The 24,284-nt window shown below is 68.0% G+C and carries 18 protein-coding genes and 1 tRNA gene; 14 read left to right on the top strand and 5 right to left on the bottom strand.

The window, feature by feature from the left end; genetic code table 11:
* The first annotated feature begins 21 nt into the window (after nt 1–21).
* From L8951_RS01640 to L8951_RS01625, 4 genes are all read left to right on the top strand, one after another.
* Nucleotides 22–927, top strand: a complete 906-nt coding sequence (locus L8951_RS01640; protein WP_244381261.1) for a porin family protein — start codon at nt 22–24, stop codon at nt 925–927.
* 193 nt (nt 928–1,120) lie between these two features.
* Nucleotides 1,121–2,587, top strand: a complete 1,467-nt coding sequence (locus L8951_RS01635; protein WP_244381260.1) for a S8 family serine peptidase — start codon at nt 1,121–1,123, stop codon at nt 2,585–2,587.
* A gap of 66 nt (nt 2,588–2,653) precedes the next feature.
* On the top strand, nt 2,654–3,208 hold the full coding sequence (locus L8951_RS01630) for an RNA polymerase sigma factor (protein WP_244381259.1): 555 nt from the start codon (nt 2,654–2,656) through the stop codon (nt 3,206–3,208).
* Nucleotides 3,205–3,966: a hypothetical protein gene (locus tag L8951_RS01625; protein WP_244381258.1), complete on the top strand. Its 762-nt coding sequence runs from the start codon at nt 3,205–3,207 to the stop codon at nt 3,964–3,966. Before L8951_RS01630 ends, L8951_RS01625 begins: the two co-directional genes overlap by 4 nt.
* A 256-nt stretch (nt 3,967–4,222) precedes the next feature.
* Here the strand turns inward: L8951_RS01625 and L8951_RS01620 are convergent.
* A tRNA-Gly gene (locus L8951_RS01620) sits at nt 4,223–4,294 on the bottom strand.
* A 306-nt stretch (nt 4,295–4,600) separates the two neighbouring features.
* Here L8951_RS01620 and L8951_RS01615 point away from each other — a divergent pair.
* Together L8951_RS01615 and L8951_RS01610 are read left to right on the top strand one after the other, a co-directional pair.
* Entirely contained in the window at nt 4,601–7,714 is a 3,114-nt protein-coding gene (locus L8951_RS01615) for an ATP-binding protein (RefSeq protein WP_244381257.1), read from the top strand.
* The gene (locus L8951_RS01610) at nt 7,711–9,735 is read left to right on the top strand and encodes a response regulator (RefSeq protein ID WP_244381256.1); all 2,025 of its coding nucleotides are present in this window, start codon (nt 7,711–7,713) and stop codon (nt 9,733–9,735) included. The genes L8951_RS01615 and L8951_RS01610 overlap by 4 nt, the downstream gene beginning before the upstream one ends.
* A gap of 3 nt (nt 9,736–9,738) precedes the next feature.
* Here L8951_RS01610 and L8951_RS01605 read toward each other — a convergent pair whose 3' ends face one another.
* Nucleotides 9,739–11,133: a WecB/TagA/CpsF family glycosyltransferase gene (locus L8951_RS01605; protein ID WP_244381255.1), complete on the bottom strand. Its 1,395-nt coding sequence runs from the start codon at nt 11,131–11,133 to the stop codon at nt 9,739–9,741.
* A 280-nt stretch (nt 11,134–11,413) separates the two neighbouring features.
* Between L8951_RS01605 and L8951_RS01600 the strand changes: the two genes are divergently transcribed.
* From L8951_RS01600 to L8951_RS01585, 4 genes are read left to right on the top strand one after another with little or no spacing between them, the layout of a single operon-like run.
* Nucleotides 11,414–12,709 (top strand): oligosaccharide flippase family protein, encoded by a 1,296-nt coding sequence (locus L8951_RS01600; RefSeq protein WP_244381254.1) that lies wholly within the window; start codon nt 11,414–11,416, stop codon nt 12,707–12,709.
* A complete protein-coding gene (locus L8951_RS01595) occupies nt 12,706–13,635 on the top strand; it encodes a glycosyltransferase family 2 protein (RefSeq protein WP_244381253.1) in 930 nt (309 codons plus the stop codon). Before L8951_RS01600 ends, L8951_RS01595 begins: the two co-directional genes overlap by 4 nt.
* A gap of 23 nt (nt 13,636–13,658) precedes the next feature.
* Nucleotides 13,659–14,648, top strand: coding sequence for a glycosyltransferase family 2 protein (locus tag L8951_RS01590; protein ID WP_244381252.1), 990 nt, complete (start codon nt 13,659–13,661; stop codon nt 14,646–14,648).
* Nucleotides 14,639–15,622 carry a glycosyltransferase family 4 protein gene (locus tag L8951_RS01585; protein ID WP_244381251.1) on the top strand — a complete coding sequence of 328 codons (984 nt, stop codon included), beginning with the start codon at nt 14,639–14,641 and terminating at the stop codon, nt 15,620–15,622. Before L8951_RS01590 ends, L8951_RS01585 begins: the two co-directional genes overlap by 10 nt.
* A gap of 49 nt (nt 15,623–15,671) precedes the next feature.
* Here L8951_RS01585 and L8951_RS01580 read toward each other — a convergent pair whose 3' ends face one another.
* The 3 genes from L8951_RS01580 to L8951_RS01570 are packed head-to-tail and all read right to left on the bottom strand — an operon-like array spanning nt 15,672 to nt 19,539.
* On the bottom strand, nt 15,672–16,955 hold the full coding sequence (locus tag L8951_RS01580) for an O-antigen ligase domain-containing protein (protein ID WP_244381250.1): 1,284 nt from the start codon (nt 16,953–16,955) through the stop codon (nt 15,672–15,674).
* Nucleotides 16,910–18,316, bottom strand: coding sequence for a GumC domain-containing protein (locus L8951_RS01575; RefSeq protein WP_244381249.1), 1,407 nt, complete (start codon nt 18,314–18,316; stop codon nt 16,910–16,912). Before L8951_RS01575 ends, L8951_RS01580 begins: the two co-directional genes overlap by 46 nt.
* Complete coding sequence (locus tag L8951_RS01570) at nt 18,316–19,539, bottom strand: polysaccharide biosynthesis/export family protein (protein ID WP_244381248.1); 1,224 nt, start codon at nt 19,537–19,539, stop codon at nt 18,316–18,318. Before L8951_RS01570 ends, L8951_RS01575 begins: the two co-directional genes overlap by 1 nt.
* A 290-nt stretch (nt 19,540–19,829) precedes the next feature.
* Between L8951_RS01570 and L8951_RS01565 the strand changes: the two genes are divergently transcribed.
* From L8951_RS01565 to L8951_RS01550, 4 genes are all read left to right on the top strand, one after another.
* Nucleotides 19,830–20,366, top strand: a complete 537-nt coding sequence (locus tag L8951_RS01565; RefSeq protein ID WP_244381247.1) for a heme NO-binding domain-containing protein — start codon at nt 19,830–19,832, stop codon at nt 20,364–20,366.
* Between the two features lies 1 nt (nt 20,367).
* Nucleotides 20,368–21,804 (top strand): sigma-54-dependent transcriptional regulator, encoded by a 1,437-nt coding sequence (locus tag L8951_RS01560; protein WP_244381246.1) that lies wholly within the window; start codon nt 20,368–20,370, stop codon nt 21,802–21,804.
* Nucleotides 21,805–21,840: 36 nt separating this feature from the next.
* Nucleotides 21,841–22,872, top strand: a complete 1,032-nt coding sequence (gene galE / locus L8951_RS01555) for a UDP-glucose 4-epimerase GalE (RefSeq protein WP_244381245.1) — start codon at nt 21,841–21,843, stop codon at nt 22,870–22,872.
* 326 nt (nt 22,873–23,198) lie between these two features.
* Entirely contained in the window at nt 23,199–24,101 is a 903-nt protein-coding gene (locus tag L8951_RS01550; RefSeq protein ID WP_244381244.1) for an OmpA family protein, read from the top strand.
* The last annotated feature ends 183 nt before the right edge of the window (nt 24,102–24,284 follow it).

Genomic DNA, 24,284 nt, shown 5'->3' with positions numbered 1-24,284 from the left:
CCTCTTTTAAGGAGTAATAGTATGAGAATTTCCGGAGTTGCGCGGTTCTTGGCTTGCGCGACGCTACTGGCCCCGGCCAGCGCCCTCGCACAGGACGATTTCTCGCTCAAACTCGAAGCGGGCGCGGTGTATGACAGTCAGCTGGTCGTCGATGAAATCGACCTTGAACAGGCGGACGGGGATGTCGCTTTCCGGCTTGGCGCAGACCTCGAATATCAACCGGTCGATACCGACGCATTCGAGCTCGAATTCGGCTACGATTTCGGTCAGTCCATCTACCTCGACTTCGACGAATTCAATCTTCAGTCGCATGTCGCTGATGTGAATGCCTCGACACGCATCGCCGGCGCTCGCCTGGGCGCGCGCTATGCTTTTTCGCACTATCGATTGGGCGGTGACGCGCTGTTCGATATGCAGTCGATTGCGCCGAGCATCTCGGGGTTCGTCGCTGACGGTGTGTTCGCGCGTGCATTCTATACCTATAACGACAAGGACTTCTCGGTCCTCGACGGACGCGACGCGACCGGAAACCAGCTCGGCGCGAGCGTGTTCAAATTCTTCAACAACAATGCCGGGTTCGTCTCCGTCAGCGGCCGGTGGGAAGAAGAGGATGCGGTCGATCCAGCGTTCGACTATGATGGCTTTGTTGTCGGAGCCGACCTGAAACTCCCGATCGCAGGCGGTCGTGACGGACCCCACGTGCAGTTCGGTATCGATTATCGGGATCGCGATTACAAAGCGATCACCCCGTCAATCGGCGAAATCCGTACGGAGGATCGTTTTCGCGGCGAGGTCGAACTTTCGGTGCCTGTCGGCGCGGGCCTCAGCGCGGAAATTGGCTATCGCTACACCAATCGCAGTTCGAACCTGCCCTCGGCCGATTACACCGAAAACCGCCTGAGCGCTGGTATGGTATTGGAGCTTTAACGCCAACGGCAATTGCGACGATGCTTGGGGGCGGATTGGAAAGGAATGCTTTCGCCATGCTCCGCCCCCTTTCGCTTCAAGCCGTCGCTGGGTCCAAGCGACATATCCAATTTGACGATGGCTCGCACCAGAACCTAGAAAGTCTCCAGCGTTCCGGCTCCAAGGGCTGGACAGGCCAACGAGTAGCAAAGTGATGAAAACGCCCTTCCCCCTCTTCGCAGCCATGCTGTTTGGGGCCGTGTTGACGGCTCCCGTCGGCGCGCAGGATTTTGACGAGGACGCCGCAGAAGAAGCTGAAGAAGCTGCGGAAGAGGCGGCAGAAGAGGCGGCTGAAGAAGCGGCCGAAGAGGCGGCGGAAGAAGCTGTCGAGGAGGCTCAGGAGGCCGCTGAACAGGCTGCGGAAGACGCTGCAGAGGAGGCGCAGGAGGCCGCCGAGGAAGCAGCCGAGAACGCCGAGGAGCAATTCGATGAAGGAGCCGATGAGCTAGAGGAACGTCGCGACCGCGAGGCCGACGAGGACGAAAGCGATATCGACGATCGTGGGAAGCGGCTCGGGAGCGTTTCCGTTCCGGAGCTCGAAATCGGCATTGACGATGAAGGCCATGAGATCCGGCTTGGTGAAAAGCTCTTGCTGGTCGAAGCCAAAGACGTCGCACGATTGCAGGATAGCGGTTTTAAGCTGGTTGACAGGAACGATCTGGAAGGCATCGGCCTGGTGCTGGTCAAGATTGCTACGACCGGCACCGATTTCGACCGCGATTTGGAGCAATTGATTCCCGAAAATTCAAGTGTCCGAGTAGATGACAATCACGTCTATCGCCCCGACGCGTGGCAGCGCGGAAAGGTCGCGGACAGCGCCGTCTATCGACCTGCCTCCTTCATGAGCCGTCGCGATGCCTCAAAAGTAGCGAACCGTCGGATCGGCCTGATCGACAGCGAGATCGATTTGGCCCATCCCGCCTTTGAAGAGAGCAATATTGCAACCCGTAACTTCACCAGCGGCGATGCAGCCAGGCCACGCGCGCACGGAACGGCTGTTGCATCTATCCTGGTGGGGCGTGATCGGAATTTCGAAGGCCTGATTCCCGACGCGAGACTCTATTCCGCTTCCGTTTTCGTTTCTTACCGGGAGTCAGGTGTCACGACGACCGCCGCAGATCTGGTGCGCGCCATCGACTGGATGATCGAAGCGCGGGTGCCGGTCATCAACATGAGTCTTTCAGGCCCCCCAAATGCTATTTTGCACACCGCGATTAAGCGAGCCCAGGCACGAGGGGTGGTGATCGTCGCAGCCGCAGGCAATGGAGGGCCGACTGCAGGACCCGCTTACCCCGCAGCCTATCCCGGAGTGATTGCGATTACGGCCATCGGGCCAGAAAATCGCGTCTATCGACTGGCCGGGCGCGGAAGCCACATCACCTTCGCGGCTCCGGGCGTTAATGTCCAAACCGCGATGGCGGGCACGCAAAGCTATGACCTCCAAACAGGAACATCCTTTGCCTCCCCTTTTGTGGCCGCAACGTTCTTGTTGCGATGCGGTGCACGTTCGGGACGTTGCGACAATCTGCATCGCCATTACCGGGACTTGGCAAGTCAGGCAATTGACCTGGGCGAACGGGGACGCGACGAGGTTTATGGCCACGGCCTGATCCAGCCATGATTTTTGCGTGTGGGCAACAGCGCTGGTCAGCTGGAATAAAGCCGCTCCCTCACACGTCCATTCGACATGCAACGTAAGAATTCCGCCGGATTTCGCGCCGAGTTGGTCGAGGTGCTAACGCCGCTCAGGCGCTACTGTTACTCGCTCACCGGCAACGCACATGACGCGGACGATCTCTTGCATGACACGCTCGAGCGATTGCTGCAGCGTGGAGCGGCAGGCGTCGACGACATTCGCCGCTGGGCGTTCCGCATCTGTCGCAACAGATGGATAGACGAAGTGCGGTTTCGGAATGTGAGAACGGCTCAAAATATCGATGACGTGCCTGATGCAGCAGTCGTTGATGGTGAGGCATCGATCGAGCGTCGCATCGAATTGTCGCAGGTGGAACGGGCAATCGCCTCGCTATCGCAAGAGTATCGAGAGGTACTGATGCTCATCGCGGTCGAAGGAATGAAATATCGGGAAGCCGCTGAACTCATCGGCATCCCTATTGGAACTGTAATGAGCCGTGTTGCCCGCGCGAGAGACCAACTCGCGGCCTACGGCTCGCTAGGTGGCGATGCCTGCGACCAAGGTGAAAGCGCAAATGTTGTCCCGATCAATCGAGGTGGAAAATGATGACAGTCACAGATGAAATGCTTTCCGCCTTTCTAGACGGCGAACTGGGCACATCGCAGACCGATGAAGTTCGGGCAGCGCTGGACAATGATCCGGCTCTCCGGGCTCGGCTGAACCAATTCAGGCAGGCGGATAGGTCGATGCGGCAGGCAACTTCCAAGGCCGCGGACCGTCGATTGCCTCAATCCGTCATGGCACTGATGGCCGGCGACAGATATGCGGCCAATGATCTGGAAGGCCATCGGCGTCATCGCGGGGACGGCGGGCGTTTTCGGCCAACGGCAATGGCCGCGTCGATTGCGCTCGTGGTGGGACTGACCACCGGTGCGCTCTATCAGGGTGCATTATTGGGAGATCCACCTTATGGCACTCCAGCGATTGCCGCTCGCATCGTACCTGGCGAACCCTTGTTCGCGGCGCTCGAAACGTCGCCTAGTGGTGCAACAGTGGACCTCGAGGACGTCGCTTCAAAGGTGCAACCTGTGCTTAGCTTCGCGAGCGTGAGCGGAGAGCCGTGCCGCGAGCTCGAATTCACCAATCCGAACGACGTCGTGCGTGCCGTAGCCTGTCGAGAACAAAACGCATGGCGCATTGATTTTGCCGTTCGGACGAAGAAGGTTCGCTCAAATGTTGGCTACCAGACCGCCTCGGCATCCGATGATCGCTTGGTGAGCAGCTATGTGAGCGATGTGATGAACGGGGATGCTTTTGGTCGTGAAACTGAGGCGATGTTGATCACCAACGAGTGGCGTAGATGATGGGGGCTGTTCAAGATTTGGGCTGACGGTGGAGACCGGTTCCCATCTCTGTCCGAAAGTCAGACCTCAAATCAACTCAGGCCAGATGCTGCCTGGCAGCATTTTGCTTCTCAACGAACGCCATGCCGGAGGACCGAAATGGGGCGCTGACCAGACGCTTGATGGTCCTTAGGGCGAGGGCAGGGGATTTCGCGATTTGGTTTACAGGCCATCTGTAAACTGTTGATCTTAAACGATCGATTTTTGCGCAGTTTACAGCAGGGATGGCGGAAAACCGCCATTTTGGGTAGCTTGGGAAGCTCCTGCTCTACCATTGAGCTACACCCGCATCGCGTTGGGACGCTCATAGATTTCTGGATTTCGGCGTCAAGGTCGAATGTGAATTGCGCCCATTTACACTGGGCAAAAACCTGTCGGGCAGCATCAAGCCAGCCAGCGGTGCCGGTCACGCGTAGGCGCGCGCAACCCTGTTTACCAATTATTGGTAAGATCGTGTTCACCTGTTAAAGTCGGTGGCGGGAGGCGAGATCGCGGTTCCCGCTAGGGCCGGGCAAGGGGCAGACTGGACCGGCGCGCGTGCCAGCCATTGCGCGGGCGTGCTTTGTCGGAGGTGGGGTTGAGGTCTTTGCCACTGTTGCCAGCGACCATCAGCCGCCGTGCGATCGTCATTCTCCTGCCCTTCGCGCTGCTCGTCTTCGGGCTGCTGACATGGCGTGCCTATTCGGATGCGATCGACCGCGAGATCGACGCCGCCACGCGCGCGCTCGAGGTCGACCGCACCGAGACCGCGATGGCGCTGAGTGCGCGGATCGACGAACTCGAGCGGGTCGAGGCCCGCGCGGCACGAATGCTCGCGGCGCGGCTGGCGGCGGGCGAGGGCGACCTCGCGCGGTTCGACCGGCTATTCCCTCGACGCGGCGATGGCACCCGGCGCGGCGCCGATGCGCTGTGGGACGGGACGCTATCGGCGGCCGAGGGGGTCCCACCGCGGGGGTTCGGTGCCTTCATCGGGTCCGAGCGCGTGTCGCCCGAGCGCCAGCGTCGCCTGCTCGCCGCCTTTGACGTCATCAAGGCGATGTCTGAAGGCCTTCCCGCGGTGGTGCGCAACCTCTATTTCTTCACCCCCGAGAACGATCTCGTCATGTACGCGCCCGAGCGTTCCGACGAGCTTGTCTTCTATCGCAGGGACGCGCCCGCCTCGCTCGACTTCCAGCAGGAGGAATTCACCCTCGTCACCCAGCCGGAGGCCAATCCGGACGGGGGCATGCGGTGCACCAGCCTGCAACCGATCCTCTATGACGAGACCCGGCGAACTTGGACCACCGGATGCATGAGACCGGTGCGCCTCGAAGGGCGCCAGGTCGGGGCGTTCGGCAGTAGCATCCCGCTCGAGCAGCTGATCGGGGACCCGCCGATGGCGGCGGGCGACAATGTGAAGCGTATCGTCATCACCGCCGAAGGCAGGCTTGTCCGCCACCCCGACTATACCATCCAGTCGCGCGCCGAGACCGGAGAACATCTCCAGCTCAAGGAGACGCGCAATCCCGAACTCGCGGCGCTCTGGCGGCTGGTCGCGGGGGCGGGCACCCGCGCGGGCGGGGGTTACGCCCCGGGGCTCGACGCCTTCTATTCGCTCGAGCGGCTCGAGCAACCCGAATGGTTTGTCGTGTCGCTCCTCCCGGCGCGCCAGGTGCGGGCCAACGCGCTCGCCGCCGCGCGCCCGATCCTCATCGGGGGGATCGTCGCGACGCTCGCCTTCGTCCTCGTCAGCGGCCTGTTCCTGCGCCACCAGGTCGTGCAGCCGCTTCGCCGCCTGGCGGCTCGCGCCGATTCCATCGCCCTCGACGGTGAGGCGCCGCCGCTCGACGGTCCCGAGGGCTCGGAAATCGAGCGGCTCAACAAGGCCTTCGACGCGATGGAAGTCCGGATCGAACGCGAGCGCGAACGGCTCGCACGCTCGTTCGACCTGTTCGCCGACGCCCTGCCCGATCGGGCGATCATGTTGCTTGACCCGGACCGCCGGCTGTTGCGCGGCAATATCGGCGTCGAGCGCATCCTCGGCTGGAATCCGCGCCGGGGTGCGCGGGTCGACTTCCTTTTCGCTCCCGGAGCGGAGGGGGCGAGCGAGGCACCGCGCCATTTCGCGCAGGCGCGCGAGGGCAAGCTCGGTGGGGAGGATCGCCGGTATCGCCACGACGGGACGGGGTTCTGGGCGCTCGAGTTGCTCGAACCCATTCACAACGCCGAGGGGGAACTGGCGGGATATGCGCTGATCATCGAAGACCGCACGGAGGCTCGGCAGCAGCGGCTCGAGCTCGAGGAGAGGCTCCGGCTGCAGCAGCTTGCCGAGGACATCGCGGAGATCGGCTATTTCGTCATGAACGACGCCGGCGAGGTCACGCTATCGCGCTCGATCCGCGATTTCCTCAATCTCGGCGAGTGCCGGTCGGTGCCGATCGACGACCTCGTCGGGCTGCTCGACGCCGACCGGCGGGCCGAGGTGCAGGTGGCCGCGCAGGAGGCGCTCGAGCAGGGGAAGGGCTTCCAGATGGTGGTGCCCGTCTCGCGCGATGGCAGCGAGCGACGCGTGATCGAGATCAAGGCGGGACTGCGCGCCCACGAGCCCGGGGCGAGGCGCATCTTCGGGGTGGTGCGTGACGTCACCGAGCAGCGCGAGAGCGAAATGCGGATCAGGAGCGCGCTCGAGGAAGCGCGCGCCGAGGCCGAGCGGCGGATGCGGCTGATGGCGACGGTGAGCCATGAGATCCGAACCCCGATGACGGGCATACTGGGCATGATCGACCTGATGCGACACGACCAGCGGACCGTGAGCCGGGCGCGCGCGCTGACCGTGATCGAACAGTCGGCCGAGGCGCTGATGCGCGTGCTCGACGACCTGCTCGAACATGCCCGCGCGGAAAGCGGAACGCTGCAAATCGAGCGCGCTCCCTTCGAGACCGACGCGTTCATCGGCCGCGTCGCGGAACTGTTCCGCCCGCTGGCCCGGCGCAAGGGGCTCCAACTCGTCGAACGGGTCGAGTGCCGCCTGTCGCTGCTCGGCGACACCAACCGGATCCAGCAGATCCTTGCCAATTTCCTTTCCAATGCGATTAAGTTCACCGCCAGCGGCAAGGTCGAGCTGGTCGTGTCCTGCGAATCGACGAGCGACGAGGAAGCGGTGGTGCGGTTCGCGGTGCGCGACAGCGGGATCGGCATTCCCGCCGACCGGGTCGAGCAATTGTTCAACCCGTTCGAGCAGGCTGACACCTCGACCGCGCGCAAGTTCGGCGGCACCGGGCTCGGGCTGTCGATCTGCCGCAGGCTGGCCGAGGCGATGGGGGGCACCGTCGGGGCCAGCAGCGTCGAAGGCGAGGGCAGCGAATTCTTCCTTTCCGTGCCGCTCGCCATCGGGGCCTCGAGCGGCGACCAGCAAATCGGACGCCATCGGCGCGCGCTGGTGCTTGGGGCGAGCGCGACGGGACGAATCGCCGCCGAGGCACAGCTTGCCACGCTGGGTTTCGCCGCGGTCGCGAGTATCGACGAATTGCAGAAGGGGGACGTGATCCTGTTCGACGGTGACAATCTCGAGGGCGAGCCACCCGTAGCACCGGACATCCATCTCCTGGCCCAGGTTGCCGAACTGCGCGGCGCGGCAGCGGCCCGTGCCGATGCGGTAGGGGCTCGCATCCTCTCCAAGCCGCTCGATGCCGATGCGCTGCGCGAGGCGCTCCACGCGGCGCTGCGGTGACCCGGCTCGAGGACCTGCCGCCGGCCGACCAGGTCGCTTTCTGGCAGCGCCGCCATGCGCGGGCGCAAAAGGCGCTCGAGGAAGTCGAGGTCGCGCTCGAGCGTCGCATGCGCGAGCTGCACGAGGCCAATGTCGAACTCAGCCGCCGCGAGGAGGAACTGGCCGAGCGGCTCGACCTCGAGAGCAGCCGGCTCGTCGCCGCGCAGCGCACCGCGGGGTTCGCCACCGTCTATTTCGAAAAGGGCAAGGAACCGCGCAGTTCGGCCGAATTGAACCGGATGCTGGGGCTGCCCGCCGGGGCGCGGATCCAGCTCGACGACATCTTCACGATGATCCACCCGCTCGACGCCGCGCGGGTGCTCGACCAGCAGCGCCGCTTCTATGCGGAGGAGGATTATGGCGTCGACCTGAGTTACACCCATCGCATCATCCGCGGTGACGGCGAGCTTCGCTGGCTGCGCTGGTCGCTGCGCAAGCTCCGCGCCGCCAACACGCGCGCGGCGGCGGTGCTCGGGACCGTCCAGGACATCACCGAGGAGCGAGCGACCGAACGCCGCATGCGGGCGCTGCAGCTGCGTGCCGAGCGTCGCGCGGCGCAGCTCGATCGGCTGAGCCAACATCTCGCCGAAGCCAAGGCCGAGGTCGAAGCCGCGATGCGCACCCGCACGCGTTTCCTGTCGCAGATGGCGGACCAGCTGCGCACGCCCCTCAACACGCTGGTTGGCACCCTCGACCTCCTGTCGATCGAACCGCGGACCCCCGAGGACGCCAAGCGACTGCGCGCCGCCGCGCGAGCGGGCGAGCAGCTGAGCCTCCTGATTGGTGACATGATCGAACAGGCGGGGGGCGATACGATCGAATATCAGCTCGCCACCGAGCCGCTCGATCTTGCCGCGATCCTGTCGGGCACGGAGGAATATTGGCGGCTGACCCGCCCCGAACTGGGCGATCGCCTGCGCTTCGACATCAAGGGGGGCTTTCCCCCCGCGGTCCTGAGCGACCCGATGCGCCTGCGCGAGCTGCTCGACCAACTGCTCGAGGCGGCTGTCGCCGGCGGTGCCGAGCAGGAGGTCCGCTTCGCGGCCTCGTGGGACGATGGGTTGCGGATCGAGCTGGCGGGCGCGGGCGCGCCCCCCACGCTTGATGTGCCGAGCCCGCTGATCGCGGCCTTCGAAGGGCGTTCCAAGATCGCCGAGCGGCACGTCGAGGTGCGGGTGCCGCTGGCACCGACCGAACGGGCGCCGACCACCAAGGCGACGCCCGAGCAACTGCGCACCGCTACCGGCGAGCAGCCGCTCGTGCTGGTGGTCGATGATACCGAGACCAACCGCCAGGTCCTCGGCGGGTTGCTGCAGTCGATCGGGTGCCAGAGCGAGATCGCGGTCAACGGCGCCGAGGCCGTCGAGGCCGCTGCCGCAACCCGCTTCGATGCCATCTTGATGGATGTCCGGATGCCCGTCCTCGACGGCGAGGCGGCGACACGCGCGATCCGCGCCTCGGGCGGTCCCCATTCGCAGACCCCGATCATCGGGGTCACCGCGCATGGCCTCCAGGCCGAGCGCGATCGCCTGCTGGCGGCGGGCATGTCGGCCTGCCTCGCCAAGCCGATCGAGCGCGACAAGCTCGTGACCGCGCTCAAGACCGCGTTCGCGGCGGGGACCGCGCAGGGCGGGGCGCAGGCGCTGTTCGACCTGACCCGCTTTCGCGAGGCCTTTTCGGACCTCCCCGGTTCCTATCGCGACCGTTTCCGCGGCGCGCTGAAGAGCGACCTGCGCGCGTTCGGGGACGATCTCGCGCGCGCCGTGGGGGAGGGCGACGAGGAAGCGACCCGGCGCGCCGCGCACGCGCTCAAGGGCGTCGCGGTCAATGCCGGGGCGGTGGCGATCCTCGACGCGCTCGCGCAGTTGCGCGAGCAGCCATTCGCGCTCGCTGCGCAACACCTCCCCCTCGTCGAGGAACGGATCGAGCGCAGCGTCGGCTCGATCGACGAGCTCTACGGCACCTTCTTCGGCGACGGCTAGCGATCAGTAGGCGCCTCGCCCCGAGACAATCGCGGGGATGGTCCGCAGCATCAGCTGGAAATCGAGCCACCAGCTTCGCCGCGTCAGATAGTCGATGTCCATCAGCACCTGTTGGTCGAACGGGATCTCGGCCCGGCCCGACACCTGCCAGATGCAGGTGATCCCCGGTTTGCCCCCGAGCCGCCCCCAGCTACGCTCGCGATAGGTCTGCACCTCCGCGGGTAGCGCCGGGCGCGGGCCGACCAGCGACATGGTCCCGCCGAGGACATTGAACAGCTGCGGCAGTTCGTCGATCGAGAAGCGCCGGATGAGGGCCCCGACGCGGGTGATGCGCGGATCGCGCTTCATCTTGAAGCAGACGTCGTCGCGCTCGGAGCGCGCGAGCAGCGCGGCGCGGCGGGCCTCCGCGTCGGTGACCATCGAACGAAACTTCCACATCCGGAAATTCTTGCCGTTGCGGCCGACGCGGACCTGCCCGAAGAGGATCGGCCCCCCGTCCTCGCACCGGATCGCGAGCGCGACGAGGAGCAGCAGCGGCGCCAGCAGCACCAGCGCGACGAGGGCCCCGACGCCATCGGTGAGGCGCTTGAACAGCCGGCCGAACAGGCGATGCTGGCGGTGGGTGACGAGCGCGTGGCGCAGGGTGTGCGCGAGGAAGCGGACGTTGCCAACGAGATAGCGCCGCGCCAGTCGCCGCGGCTCCTGGGCCAAGCGCCACATCCATTCGCAGCGCGCCGCGCGCACCCAACGGGGGGCGCGCGCGATCCGTCCCGAGTAATAATCGAACAGCCCGCCCACGCCGAGGATCACCGGCACGGAGATGCGGTGGCGGTTGCGCGCGATCCACCGTTCCTGGTGCGGGACCCCCATGCCGACCAGCAAGATGCCCGCCCCGCTACGGTTGATCCGCTCGATGACCACGGCGTCGTCGCAGGCGCGAAAATAGCCGTGCATCGTTCCCGCGATCTTGAGGCTGGCGAAGCGCTCCTGCATCGCCGCGCCCGCCTCGCTCGCGATCCCGTGCTCGCCGCCGAGCAGGAACAATCCGACGCCCTCGCGCGCGGCATGGCGACAAAGGTCGGGATAGAGGTCGGTACCGTTGAGGTTCTCCCCGAGGCTCTTGCCCGCGAGCCGCGCCGCAATCGCCATGCCCACGCCATCGGGCAACAGGAGGTCGCTGCGCCGCAGGCAGTCGCGATAGGCCGCATCGTCCACCGCGGTATTGATGCAATGCGCGTTGACGAAACTCACGACCGTGTCGCGTCGCTCTGCGGCGCGTTGCACGAGCGCGGCGGCGGCGGTTCCCCGCCCGGCGTGGACGAGCTCGATCCCGAAGATCGAGGTGCGTTGGGCCAGCACCGGCGCGGGCGTCGCTGCGGGGGATGGAAGGGCGTGCATCGAGAATCCTCCTGGTCGGCGCCGCATCACGAGCGATGGCGGCCTCGGCCCGAGCAATGCAGCGATCGTGCCAAGCCGGCCCCCGCTCCCTGCGCGCGAGACCCCTGCGGCGGTTTCGCGCGTCGATCCCGCGCGGCCCCGTTGCATCCTGCATGGCAATTTGCGGCGATGCATTGCGAAATGCGAATGCCGCCTCTTCGCGCGGGCCGAAGGAGCAAAGCGAAATCGCGCTTTTCCGGGCTTCGGGCGGGTTTGGCACGAGGGTTGATGAGGGGAGGGCATGATGATCGCCCGTCTCTTCCCCCTTGCCGCGATGCCGTCCCGGCGGTCGGTGGCCCCGCTGGTCGCCGGCCTGTCGGCCCATTTCGCGGGGGAAGCGAGCGCGCGTGTCGCGCGGATCCTCTCGGTCGTCGTGATCGCGCGCCAGATCGATCCCGCGATGCTCGGCGTAGCGGCGCTCGCGCTCAGCCTGTTCGAGCTGGTGCGCGTGCTGGCCAACGTGGGGATCGGGCAGCAGCTCGTCCGCGCCGGGGCGGACGAACTGCCCGCGCTCTGCCGTACCGCGCACCGGCTGTTCGGCCGCTGGTGCTGGGGGGTGGCGGCGGTGCAATGCGCGGTCGCGGGGGGGCTTGCCGCAGTGGACGCCACCGAGGCGGCCCGGATGCTCCTGGTGCTGGCGCTCGTCTATCCGCTGATGGCGCGGGCGCTGGTCCACACCTTTCTGCTGCACCGCGAGCAGCGCCAACCCGCGATCGCGCGGATCGCCGCGACCCAGACAATCGCCGACCACCTCCTGACGCTGCTGCTCGTGCTGGCATGGGCATCGCCGTGGGCGCTGATCCTGCCCAAGCTGCTGACGGTCCCGCTGTGGGTGACGCTCACCCGGCGCGCCCGCCCGTGGCGCCCCGACCGGCGCGCCGACGTCGTGCCGGCGGCGCGGTTCCTCGGCTTCGGCGCCGCCGTGCTGGCGGGCGAATTCGCGGCCGCCGCGCGGTTGCACCTCGACAAGCTGCTGGTCGGGGCGCTGCTCGGGGTGGAGGCGCTGGGCCTCTACTATTTCGCCTTCCACGCCGGGCTGGGCATCTCGCAGGCGCTGGTCACCGCGTTCGGCAACACGCTGTTTCCCTTTCTTTGCGCCGCCGAGGGGCGTGCCGAACGCACGGCACGGCTCCGGATGGCGGCGCTCTTGGGGGGAGGGGTCTTCCTTCCCCTGGTGGCGGCGCAGGGTTTCCTTGCCCCGTGGTACGTGCCCCTTGTCTTCGGGGCGGGATGGGCTTCGGCCGTGCCCTACGTCGCCACCCTTTGCCTCGCCGCGCTGCCGCTCCTCGCGGGCGCGCTCGTGACCGCCGCGCAGCGCGCCGCGATGCGCCCCGGGCGCGATGCCTGGATCACCGCCGCCGCCGCGACCTGCGCGCTGGGCGGACTGGCGGCGGGGGCCCTGCATTCGCTCGACCGCGCCATCCTCGCCTATGTCGCCGGGCTGGCGCTGGTCCTCTTCCCCGCCGCGCTCGCCCAGCTGGCAGCGCCCCGCCGCGATCCTCGCATCCCTCGCGCCAACCAAGGAGCCTATCAATGAAAACGCCCTATTTTTCGGTAATCCTGTGCGTCTACAATGGCGCCCGGACCCTGTCCGCGGCCCTCCACAGCATCCGCGCGCAGGAAGAGCGCGACTTCGAGTTGATCGTGATCAACGACGGGTCGACCGACGACAGCCTCGCCATCATCGAGGGCCATGCCGCGGTCGATCGACGCATCCGCAGCTTCTCGAGCCCCAATCGGGGGCTGTCGTCGTCGCGCAATTTCGCGCTCGCCAACGCTCGCGGTCGCATGATCGCCCTGATGGATGCCGACGACATCTGGAGTCCGCAAAAGCTCGCCGTCCATCGCCGCTTCCACGAGGAGGATCCGACGCTCGACGCCAGCTTCGCCCGGATCGCCTTCTGCCCCGACGAGGATGGCTTGATGGGCGGCCCGAGCACGGTGTCGAACGTTCCCAAGGGCTATCTCGGCCTCGAGGACGTGCTGGGCGAAAATCCGGTGTGCGCCTCGTCCAACCTCGTCGCCCGCGCCGACAGCTTCGGCACCATCGGGGGGTTCGACCCCCGGCTCTCGCACAACGAGGACCAGGACTGGATCGTCCGACTGGTCGCCTCCGGCGGCAAGCTGGCGGGGATCGACCGGACGCTGCTTTACTATCGCACCAGCCCGGGCGGCCTGTCCGCCAACCTCGACCGTATGCGCGAATGCTGGAGCGGGCTGCAGGAGCGCTACACGGATAAGGTCGACCCGCGCCGGATGAAGGCGATCTACTACCGGTTCCTGAGCCGCCGCGCGCTGCGCACCGGGGCGGCAGCGGGGACCGCCTTGTCCTACGCCTTGCAGGGCGTGGCCGCCTCGCCGCGCGCCTTCTTCAACAGTCCTCGCCGTGGCGGTCTGACGCTGGCCGGGGCGGTCGCCGGTCTCGCCATGTCCCCGCGCCTGCGCGCGCGCCTGTTCGCCTGAGCGCGACCTAACGGAGATTTCGCATGAAACAGCCCATCTATTCGGTCGTGATGCCCGTCTACAATGTCGAGGCCTATGTCGCCGAGGCGATCCAGTCGGTGCTCGACCAGAGCCTCGAGGATTTCGAACTGCTGGTCGTGGTCGACGGCAGCACCGACGGCTCGCTCGAGATCTGCCGGTCGTTCGAGGATCCGCGGATCCGGATCATCGAGCAGGAGAACCGCGGTCTGGCGGGTGCGCGCAACAGCGGCATCGCCGCGGCGCGGGGGTCCTTCTTTGCCTTTCTCGACAGCGACGACCGGTTCCACCCGGAGAAGCTCCGGCTGCACTATATCCATCTGTGCGCCAACCCCGAGGTCGGGGTGAGCTATGCCGGGTCGCGGCTGATCGACGGCGGCGGGCGCGTGCTCGGGGTGGCGATGCGGCCCCGGCTGACGGGCATTACCCCGGGGCATGTGCTCAAGCGCAATCCGGTCGGGAACGGCAGCGCGGCGGTGATCCGCCGGGAAGTCTTCGACCTCGTCCGGCACGAGGCCCCCGAAGGGCACCCCGCCTGGTTCGACGAGCGGTTTCGCCAGTCCGAGGACATCGATCTGTGGGTCCGGCTCGCCGGCGGGCACGGGGTTCGCTTCGAGGGGATCGAGGGACAGCTCACCGATTATCGCATCGTCGCCGGGGGACTGTCGGCGAACATCGTCCGGCAGTATCTGAGCTGGGAACGGATGCTGCGCAAGGCAGAGGACTATGCCCCGCTGCTGGTCGATCAGCACGGCGCACGGGCGCGCGCCTACCAGCTGCGCTATCTCGCGCGCCGGGCGATCCAGATGGGCGACCCCTGCGCGGCGCGCAAGCTGTTGCGCGAAGCGCTCGGCAACGCGCCCGGCATCCTCCTGTCGGAGCCGCGCAAGACGCTGACCACCATGCTCGCCACGCTCGCCGCGCTCGCGCTCGGGCCGCGGCTGTTCGGCCGTCTCTCGCAGCCCTTCCTCAAGGGAGCCGCGACATGCGCCTGATCAACATCCTCGAGGATCGGGCCGAGGGCGGGGTGCTCGCCTCGATGGGGATCTTCGAGCATCCCTTACTGCTCCATCGGCCCGAGGTCAGCGCGCGTTGCCTGACGACGAAATTCCGGACCGCGCCGCGGCTGGCGGGCGACCTGCTCGTCACCAACATGCCGCCGAGCTGGGCGCGAATGGGGTTTTTCCGCACCCTCGGGCGGCGCAACCCGCATGCGCGGTGGGTGCATGTCGAACACAGCTACACCCGTGCCTTCGAGCGGCGCCTCGTGGCCAACCGGCCGCGCTTTCGTTCGATGCTCACCCTCGCGCTGGGGAGAGCCTTCCGGATCGTCTGCGTCTCGCATGCCCAGCGCGATTGGCTGGTCGAGGCCTCGGGGCTGCCGTCCGACCGCTTCCGCATCATCCACCCGTGGACGGGCAGGGACGAGCTGGGCGAGCTGCCCTTGCCGCGCCGGCCCCGCGGCGCGCCGCTCAGGATCGGTGCGATCGGCCGGTTCGACGGGGCGAAGAACTTTGACGAGCTCATCCTTGCATTCGGCCATCTCGCGTCGCGCCGGTTCGAACTCCACCTCGGGGGCTTCGGGCCGCGCGCGCCCTGCCTGGCGGCGCTCGCCGACCGTGTTCCCAACGTCCATCTGCACGGCAAGGTCACCGACCTGCGCGCCTTCTTCGCCGATGTCGACGCACTCGTCATCCCCTCGCGGCACGAAAGCTTCGGGGCGGTCGCTACCGAGGCGCGTCTGGCGGGCCGCCCGATCCTCGTCGCCGATGTCGACGGGCTTGTCGAACAGGCGCGGCAGGGAGGGATGGTCGCCGAGATGGGCGATGCCGCCCAGATCGCGCGCGCGATCGAACAGTTCGCGCAGCGCCCCCTCGACAAGCTCGCCGCGGCAGCCCGCGCCTCGGTCCGGGGCTTCGAACAGCGCGTGGTCGAGGGCTGGGACGGGATTTTTTCCGAGGCCGCCTGAGCGGGGACTTGGGCAGGGGGTCGCGCCGTGCGCCGGGCGCGGCCCCTTCTTATCGTCGGGCGCCTCCCGTGCGGGGGGGAGTGGCACCGCGCGGCGGGCGGCGCAGTGCGACCCCGAGCAGCACCAGTCCCGGCCACACCAGGTAGCCGAGCACCTCGAGGTTCTCCCCGAAACTGTAGAGGAGGAGCAGGACCGCGACCGCCAGCGCGGCGCGCGTTTCGCCCCCGCCGGATGCCCTCGCGAACAGGATGACCAGCGTAGCCGCGAGCGGCAATGCGAGCAGCACCGCCCCGACCAGTCCCTTAACGAAGAGCAGGCCGTACCAGCTGTGGTGGCTGCCGATCGGCATATATTCGACATAGTGGGGCCCGTTCTCGACGATGCCGTGCCCGAACCAGAAGGCTTCGGCTTGCCAGCGGTCGATCGCGATCCGCCCGAGGGCCGAGCGGACCCGCGTTGAATCGGCGCGCGCCGCCTGCAGGTCGCCGACCAGCTGCGCCGCTCCATCGAGGATGGGCAGCGCCGCGAACCCCGCGAGCAACACGGCGCCGGCGATCAGGAACCACGTCCGTGGGGCCGCGACATGGCGCACGAAGACCGCCATCGGCCCCAGGAACAGGAGCGCGGCGAGCGCGAGCCGCGATTGCGAAAGCAAGGCCATCGCCACTCCCCCCGCGACCCCTATCACGCGCCAGCCCCGGGAGGGATCGCGAAGGGCGAGCAGCGCCAGCATCACGCCGACCATGCCGGCGGCGGGCGACCAGGGAGCGAAGAATTGCCAGCGCGGGCGCCCGCTGCCCGGGTCGATCGAGTAGATGGTGGCCGAGAAATATTCGGGTCCCGACCCGCCGATCACCTTGAGCGGCGAGACCCACAGGGTGCCCGGCAGGCCGAGCATCGGGGCGGCGAGCAGGATCGGTAGGAGCAGGAGCGTGTGCAACGCGACCCGGTTGAGCGCGCGCACCACCGGGGCTTCGCGCACGGGCAGGCTCGCGGCGGCGAGCGGGAAGAGCGCGAGCAATGCCCAACCCTTGGCCCAGCCGACGGTCGATTTCAGCGTCTTGGCAGCGCCAAGGTCGAAGTTGGCATGCCCGATCCACAGCACTGGCAACATCGCCAGCATCGCCCCACCCCAGAGGAGGAGGACCGGGTGCGGGCGGAACGCGGCGCGGCCGCCATAGGCGCCGAGCGCCGCGATCCCGCCGAGCAGCCAGCCGAGCAGCGGCCCCACCGCGTAGAGCGCGCCGAGCAGCCACAGGACCCAGGTGGCGTGGATCGCGGAGACGATCAGCCGTTCGGGAACAGATGCCGGATGATGGGCTGTCGTAGCCATAGCAAGCCGAAGGCGAGGAGGGTGAGGATGGTGGCGCCGAGGGCGCCGGCGATGGCGAGCTGGGGCGAGGGCGCGGCGCGACGCTCGGGCAATTGCGGCGTCTCGAGGGTCTGCACCAGCGGATAGGAGGCGAAGGGATCGGTCTTGTTGGTGTCGAGCCGGGCCAGCGCCGAGCTGAACACCGCCTCGGTCACGCGCAGGTCGCGGACCAGCCCGGCAAGCGTCGATGCCTGGCGGACCAGCCCCTCGGCGGCGGTCGCCTGCTCGCCGATCTGGCGCTGGATCTCGTCGAGGGCGGCTGCCGAACCCGCGCCTTCCGTGTCGCGCTGCACCAGGGCCTGCATCAGCGCCGAGCGGCCGTCACGCACCGCGAGGTCACGGAAACGCAGCACCGCGGCCCGGTCGAGCCCGGTCAGCCGCGCGCCACGGGCGGCCATCCGGTCCTCGAGCGCGAGCCGCTCGGCCTCGAGCTCGGCGAGGCGGGGATGCGCCTCGCCCAGCGTGCCCGCGATCTCGCCCGCCTCGCCCGCGATCCGCGCGTAGCGTTCGAGCCATTCCTGGAACAGCGGGTCGGCGCGCAGCAGCATGGCGTGGCGGGCGGTGGCGACGTCGGCGTCGAGCGCGCCCGACAGGCGCGCGGTGGCGACACCGCTCCGCGCGACCTGGGTGCGGGCCTCGCGCTCGCGATCGCGCAGCGCGTCGAGTGCCGCGATGCGATCGGCGAACTGGTCGAGCGACACCAGCCCGGTCTCGCCCTGGAACACGAGCAGCGCGCGCTGTGCCTCGTCGACCTTCGCGGCGAGCCCGGCGATGCGTTCGGCCTCGGCCCGCTCGCGCCGCTCTACCTCGTCGTCGCGCAGGGCATCGAGTGCCGCCTGGAAGGCCCCGCGCAGCGCCTCGGCGCGTTGTCGCGCGGTGCGCGCCTCGCGCGCCGACACGCGGACCTCGATGAGGTTGGTCTGGTCGGTCAGCTTGACCAGCGGCGAGGGCATTTCGTCGGGGTCGATATCGAGCCGCGCCGCCGCCGCCGCGCGGACGCGGTCCGATAGCAGCAGGCGCTTGTAATTCTCGGTCGGGCTGACCGAGCTCGAGGCGAAGGGCGAGGCGGTCGAGGTCGAGGCCTGCCCGATCGATTCGAGATTGAGCGAGGCGCCCATCCCGGTGCCGGGGAGGATCAGCGTGAAGCGGCTGTCGTAGCGCGCGGGGGCAAGCGCGAGATAGGCGATGGTGAGCAACCAGATGGCGAGCACCGGCGCGACGACGAGGGGGACATAGCGCCGGACCCGGCCGCCGCCGCCGCGCGGACGCATCAGGTCGCCCACCCAACTGCGCCGGCGCCGCGCGAGGATCGGCCGGGTCATCAGTCGATCGTCTTCGACAGCGCGATGGCGGGCAGCGCAGGATTGACCGCCCGTCCGACCATCCCGAGCGCCTCGGAGAAATTGGTCCAGCGGCTGTCGTAGCAGGCGATGGCATCGCCCGGCATCAGGTAGGGATCATAGCGATCGCGATCGGCGTGGCGCACGAGCCCCTCGATATCGCGCTCGACCACGATCGACTGGCGCGTCACCGGATTGCGCGAGATCAGCACCGCGCGGCGGTCCGAGTTGAAATAGGAGCCGCCGATGCAGTTCATTGCCGCGAGCGCCTGGAGGAGCCGCGATCCATAGGGCAGGGTAAGCGCCTCGCCGTCGAGCGCGGCCCCGGCATTGTTGGTGGCAGGCTGGGTCAGGTTGGAGGCGTAGATGCTGACCCCCGGGGGACTGAGCGGGCCGGGCCGCACCAGCAGCTCGTCGAAACAGCCGCGGCTCGGGACATGGATGCGGTCGCCCGCCGCCAGCCGCATCTCGGTTCCCGCGGCGGGCCGGGTGGGCGCGCGCAGGTCGAGCTTGGCGTAGCGTCGGCCGCGCAGCACATGCACCGCGGAAAGGTCGGCATCGGGCCGGATCCCGCTGGCGGCGCGGATTGCCGCGGCCAGCCCCCGACCGGGGTTGTCGTCCCCCGAACGATCCTCGTCGCGGGTGGCTCCGAGGGATTCGGGACGGCGATCGCCGACGCGCACGGCCCCCGGCGCGAACACCGCGCCCTCGACCGTCACGTCGATGCCCGCCTCTTCGCGCCGCGACACGGTCACCGCGCGGGCGACCGGACGAACGATCCGGTCGGCGACCAGCCGGGCCTCGAGCGCCCGCTCGAAGCGCGCCGGGGACAGTCCCGCGGCAGGCTGGGGCGCGAGCCCGGGCAGGGTGACGGTGCCGTCGCTGCCGACGACATAGGTCCCGGTCAGCGCGTCGACGTCGCCGAGCAGCGCGATGTGCAGCCGGTCGCCGGGCGAGAGCGGCGCGGGCGCCGCGGTGAAGGCGGCGGCATCGACGGGCTCGAGCCCGTGCACCAGGGCGCTGGTCGCCGGCGGCTGGCACGCCGCGAGGGACCATTCGGCCGCGGCCGCGGGGTGGCGGCTGCCATCGCCATAGTGGTGCGCCATCCAGCCCGCGCCGGGAAGGTTGCGCGGTGCGGGGCCGGCCGCGCAGCCGGCGAGGAGGCTCGCCGCCGCGAGGGTCGTGAAGAGGTTGCCGTGCGCCACTGGGGGTCTCCTGCAGGGATGCTGTCGCCCTCGAGGTTTCAAGAAGCATGCCAATCGCATCTTGGGAGGCGCGGCGGGGCGCGAGGGCGACCCCGCCAACGCGATCCTCACGCTCTTGCAGAATGCGAATACTCTCGCAATTTGCATTGAAATGTTGCATTTTGCGGGAGAATGGAGCGGCGCGCCTGGGGTGTCGCCGAGGCGCGCCGAGTTGGCATGCATGTTGCACTCTTGGGGGCAGGAAGCAGCCGCGGCGGTGATCGCGCGGGTTTATCGGAAGGGGCTAGGCCATGAAGGGTGTGATCTTTGTCGAACTCATCAATTATCTCGAGGAATCCGGGGGCGCGCTGTTTGCCGAGGAGGTCATCGAGGCGGCCAAGCTGCCCAACGCCGCCGCCTACAGCGCCGTCGGCACCTATCCGAGCGCGCAGGCGCTGCGGATGGTCGAGATCGCGAGCGAGCGCACGGGGACCCCGAGCGAGGAGCTTTGCACGGCCTTCGGGCGCTGGCTCTTCGAGCGCTTCACCGTGCGCTATCCCGATATCGTCGGGCGCTACGACGATGCCGAGACGATGCTCGAACATGTCGGCAGCCACATCCACCGCGAGGTCGTCGTGCTCTACCCCGATGCGGTGCCTCCGCAGGTCACCGGGCGACGCGAGGGCGACGCGTTGGTCGTCGACTATCGCTCCTCGCGCCCGCTGGCGCATATCGCTTACGGGCTGATCGCGGGGTGCCTCGCGCATTTCAACGATCCGCGGACCGTTCGCTGGAACGACCGTTCCGACCCCCGCCAGGCATCCTTCCGTATCGCGATGGAGAAGTAGCATGAGCGCAACGCGTGTCCTGATCGTCGAAGACGCGACCAGCTTGGCGCTCGGTTACGCCGGCCAACTCGAGGAGCAGGGCTTCTCGGTCGAGATCGCGGCCTCGGCCAATGAGGCGAGGTCCATCCTCCAGCGCGCCGCGTTCGATGTCGTGCTGCTCGACCTGCAACTCCCCGACGGCGATGGGCTGGAGCTTTATCGCGAGCATGAGCGCGAGCTCGCTCGCAGCAGCGTGATCGTGATCACCGCCGACGGGTCGCTCGAGCGGGCCATCACCGCCATGCGCTGCGGCGCGTACGACTTCCTCGTCAAGCCGGTGCCGGGGCAACGGCTGGCAACGACCGTGCGCAACGCGGCGGAGCGGCACCGGCTGCGGCGCGAGGTCAAGGCCGTGCGCGCCGGGCGCCACCGCGAGCAGTTCCACGGCTTCGTCGGTCGTTCGCCCGTCATGCAGGCGGTCTATCGCTCGATCGAGAACGTGGCCGGCAGCAAGGCATCGGTCTTCATCACCGGGGAGAGCGGGACGGGCAAGGAGGTCGCCGCCGAGGCGCTCCACAAGGCCGGGGACCGCCGCGAGGGGCCGTTCGTGCCGCTCAATTGCGGGGCCATTCCCGAGAGCCTCGTCGAATCCGAGCTGTTCGGGCATGTGAAGGGCGCGTTCACCAGCGCGCTCGACCATCGCGAGGGGGCGATCTCGGCCGCCCACGGCGGGACGCTGTTCCTCGACGAGATCTGCGAGATGGAGCTCAAGCTGCAGGTCAAGCTGCTGCGGTTCCTGCAGACGGGGCTGGTCCAGAAGGTGGGATCGAACAAGCTGGAGCCGGTCGACGTGCGGGTGGTCTGCGCCACCAACCGCGACCCCGTCGTCGAAGTGGACGCCGGCCGTTTCCGCGAGGACCTCTACTATCGCCTCAACGTGATCCCGATCGAACTGCCGCCGCTGCGCGAGCGGGGCGATGACGTGATGTTGCTCGCCAAGGCCTTCCTCGAGCGCTACGCCGCCGAGGAGGGAAAGCGGTTCGACGGGTTCAGCGAGGACAGCGACTCCTTCCTCATCGCGCACAGCTGGCCGGGCAATGTCCGCGAGCTCCAGAACGTCATCCGCCGAGCGATCATCCTCCAGGACGGGGGGCCGCTCGAACTCGACCGCGTCGGGCGCGCACGCCCCGTGCCCGCAGGTCGCGCCGACCTCCCCGAGGCGGGGGCCTCGCGCGCGGCGATGAACGGCTGGGGCGACCCGCTGCGGGACGCCGCGCTCGAACTGCTCGAGGGGCGCAGCTTTGCCGAGGTCGAGCAGATCCTGATCGAGGCTGCGATCGCCAAGGCCGACGGCAACATCACCCGCGCGGCGCGCGCGCTCAACGTCAGCCCTTCGACCATCTACCGCAAGCGCGAGCGTTGGGAAGCGCTCGACGGTGGCGGACGGATCGCCAGCTGAACCCGCCGACCGATGCCCGCAGACCAAGGAATGACCATGTCCCAGACGATCCTTCTCACCGGCGGTGCCGGCTTCATCGGCTCGCATTGCGCGCTCGCCCTTCTCGAGGCGGGGCACCGGGTCGTGATCCTCGACAATTTCGCCACCTCCGACCGGTCGGTGGTGGCCGCGATCCGCGCCCTCGCGCAGGCCGACGTGCCGCTGGTCGAGGCCGATATCCGCGACCGGTGCGCGGTCGCCGAGGCGCTACGCGCGCACGGCGTCGACGCCGTCGTTCACCTCGCAGCGCTCAAGGCGGTCGCCGAATCGGTCGAGCGCCCGCTCGCTTACTATGACAACAACGTCGGGGGCATGGTTTCCCTGCTCGCGGCGATGGACGAGGTCGGGGTGCGCCAGCTGATCTATTCGAGCTCGGCGACGGTCTATGGCGAGCCCGAGCAGCTCCCGCTGCGCGAGGATCACCCGCTGCGCGCGACCAATCCCTATGGCCAGACCAAGCTGGTCGGCGAGCAGCTGCTGGCCGACCTCGCAGCGGCCGATGAGCGCTGGCGGGTCGTGTCGCTTCGCTATTTCAACCCGGTCGGGGCGCACCCCTCGGGGCTGATCGGCGAGAACCCCAAGGATCGTCCCAACAACCTGATGCCCTTGCTCGTGCGCGCGGCGCGGGGTCGGCGCGACGGGGACAATGAGGCGTGCCTGTCGGTGTTCGGCACCGACTATCCGACACCCGATGGTTCGGGGGCGCGCGACTATCTGCACGTCATGGACCTGGCGGCAGGGCATTGCGCGGCGCTCTCGGCGCTGCGGGCGGACCGCCCCCCGGTGCAAGCCTTCAACCTCGGGACCGGGCGCGGCACCAGCGTGCTCGAACTGATCGCCACCTTCGAGCGGGTGACGGGTCATCACGTACCCTATCGGCTCGCCGAGCGGCGCCCCGGCGATGTCGCCGAACTGGTGGCCGATCCCGCCGCGGCGCGCGACGCCCTCGGCTGGGTCGCGAGGCGCGGGGTGGAGGCCATGTGCCGCGATAGCTGGCAATTCGCGACGCGCGGCGAGGCCGCATCGTGAGCGTCCGCTTTCCACCCCCGGTCCGGGCGCCGCGCGCGCGGGGGCGCCGCGAGGATTCCCGTGGCGTTGCAGCTTATCGCTGCCTTCGTTCGTCGCGGCGGAGGCGTTCATCGTCCGGGCGCGGTGTCGATCTCGCGCTTGCCGCGCGCGGGGGCGCAACGGCTCACCGCGCTCCTCGCCCGCGCTGCCCGTATAATTAACGAGCGCTAAACAGCGCGCGAATTCGTTCATCTGGCAGCAAGGCTTCGACCAACAGTCGGCAGGCCGAAGGGGGCGGGAACCGGGTTGCCGAGCCGGCAGGACGGTCAATTCAAGGAGCGAAATCAGTGAACATCTTCAATCGAGTGACAGCATCGCTGCTGCTGGCGGCGGTGGCGATCCCGGCGAGCGCGGTTTCGGCGCAGAAGCCCGGGGCAATGGACCCGATCACCGTCACCGGCCAGTTCCCGGCCACGCTGGAGGGGCTGCCCGAAGGCCCCGAGGTCAAGGGGTTCATCGCCGCGCGCCGCGGCGCGCAGGTGCAGGTCGCCAGCGCCGATGGCGCCAGCACCTCGGTCCTCGTCGTGCCCGACACCGAGATCCGCTCGCGCGGCGGTTTCCTCGGGCTCGACAAGGACAAGCTGGCGGCGGACGCGCTGTCTAACGGGCTGCCGGTCACGATCAAGACGGTGCAATGGGGCGACGGGCTGGTCGCCACGCAAGTCAAGCTCAAGGGCAAAGACCTCAAGACCGCGGCGATGATCCGCAACGGCACCGCGCAGCGCTTTGGCGAACATGACACCGCCATCGCCCAGAATGCGGCGGCGACCGAAGCGCTTCGCGGGCGCTTCGGCGACATCGACCAGTACAATATCAAGCGCACCACCAACGTCTATTTCGACACCGGCAAGTGGGCGATCTCCCGCGAGGAGCAAGTCCTGCTGTGTGACGCGGCGACCGAGGCCAAGAACATGGACAACGCGCTGCTGCTGGTCGTCGGCTATACCGATTCGGTCGGCGACGAGGACTATAACCAGGTGTTGAGCGAGAAGCGCGCCGGCAAGGTCGTCAACCACCTCCAGCAGAAGTGCGGCTGGGCGCCCTACCGCATGCTGACCCCGACCGGGATGGCCGAGGCCGACCCGGCGGCGGACAATGCGACCGAGGAAGGCAAGGCGCAGAACCGCCGCGTGGCGGTCAACATTCTCGTAAGCAAGGCCGTCGACGGCATCGACCAGCCCGGCGGTTGACATCGTGACGCCCTGCGGCGGCACCCGGCCCATGCCCGGTGCCGCCGCAGCCATCTGATGCGCTTTCGCCCGCGCGCTCGAGCGGCGCCGACGCGGTCCAAAAACCGATCGGCGAAATTGAACTAACGGGTCCGCAACGAGTTTCAGCGGAGACACGTTTGTATGGGCGGAGGCACGGGTGGC

Origin of the sequence: Sphingomicrobium astaxanthinifaciens, assembly GCF_022865105.1 — a bacterium.
In the GTDB taxonomy this organism is placed as follows: Bacteria; Pseudomonadota; Alphaproteobacteria; order Sphingomonadales; family Sphingomonadaceae; genus Sphingomicrobium; species Sphingomicrobium astaxanthinifaciens.
Note: the sequence above shows the minus strand (reverse complement) of the source record. Positions and strands in the feature narration are given on the sequence as shown.

Bases quoted from the DNA above. Each gene is read 5' to 3' on its own strand.
- L8951_RS01630 (WP_244381259.1), top strand. From the start codon at position 2,654: ATGCAACGTAAGAATTCCGCCGGATTTCGCGCCGAGTTGGTCGAGGTG.
- L8951_RS01640 (WP_244381261.1), top strand. From the start codon at position 22: ATGAGAATTTCCGGAGTTGCGCGGTTCTTGGCTTGCGCGACGCTACTG.
- L8951_RS01575 (WP_244381249.1), bottom strand. From the start codon at position 18,316: ATGACCCGGCCGATCCTCGCGCGGCGCCGGCGCAGTTGGGTGGGCGAC.
- L8951_RS01600 (WP_244381254.1), top strand. From the start codon at position 11,414: ATGATGATCGCCCGTCTCTTCCCCCTTGCCGCGATGCCGTCCCGGCGG.
- L8951_RS01635 (WP_244381260.1), top strand. From the start codon at position 1,121: ATGAAAACGCCCTTCCCCCTCTTCGCAGCCATGCTGTTTGGGGCCGTG.
- L8951_RS01580 (WP_244381250.1), bottom strand. From the start codon at position 16,955: ATGGCTACGACAGCCCATCATCCGGCATCTGTTCCCGAACGGCTGATC.
- L8951_RS01560 (WP_244381246.1), top strand. From the start codon at position 20,368: ATGAGCGCAACGCGTGTCCTGATCGTCGAAGACGCGACCAGCTTGGCG.
- L8951_RS01585 (WP_244381251.1), top strand. From the start codon at position 14,639: ATGCGCCTGATCAACATCCTCGAGGATCGGGCCGAGGGCGGGGTGCTC.
- galE (WP_244381245.1), top strand. From the start codon at position 21,841: ATGTCCCAGACGATCCTTCTCACCGGCGGTGCCGGCTTCATCGGCTCG.
- L8951_RS01565 (WP_244381247.1), top strand. From the start codon at position 19,830: ATGAAGGGTGTGATCTTTGTCGAACTCATCAATTATCTCGAGGAATCC.
- L8951_RS01590 (WP_244381252.1), top strand. From the start codon at position 13,659: ATGAAACAGCCCATCTATTCGGTCGTGATGCCCGTCTACAATGTCGAG.
- L8951_RS01605 (WP_244381255.1), bottom strand. From the start codon at position 11,133: ATGCACGCCCTTCCATCCCCCGCAGCGACGCCCGCGCCGGTGCTGGCC.
- L8951_RS01625 (WP_244381258.1), top strand. From the start codon at position 3,205: ATGATGACAGTCACAGATGAAATGCTTTCCGCCTTTCTAGACGGCGAA.
- L8951_RS01595 (WP_244381253.1), top strand. From the start codon at position 12,706: ATGAAAACGCCCTATTTTTCGGTAATCCTGTGCGTCTACAATGGCGCC.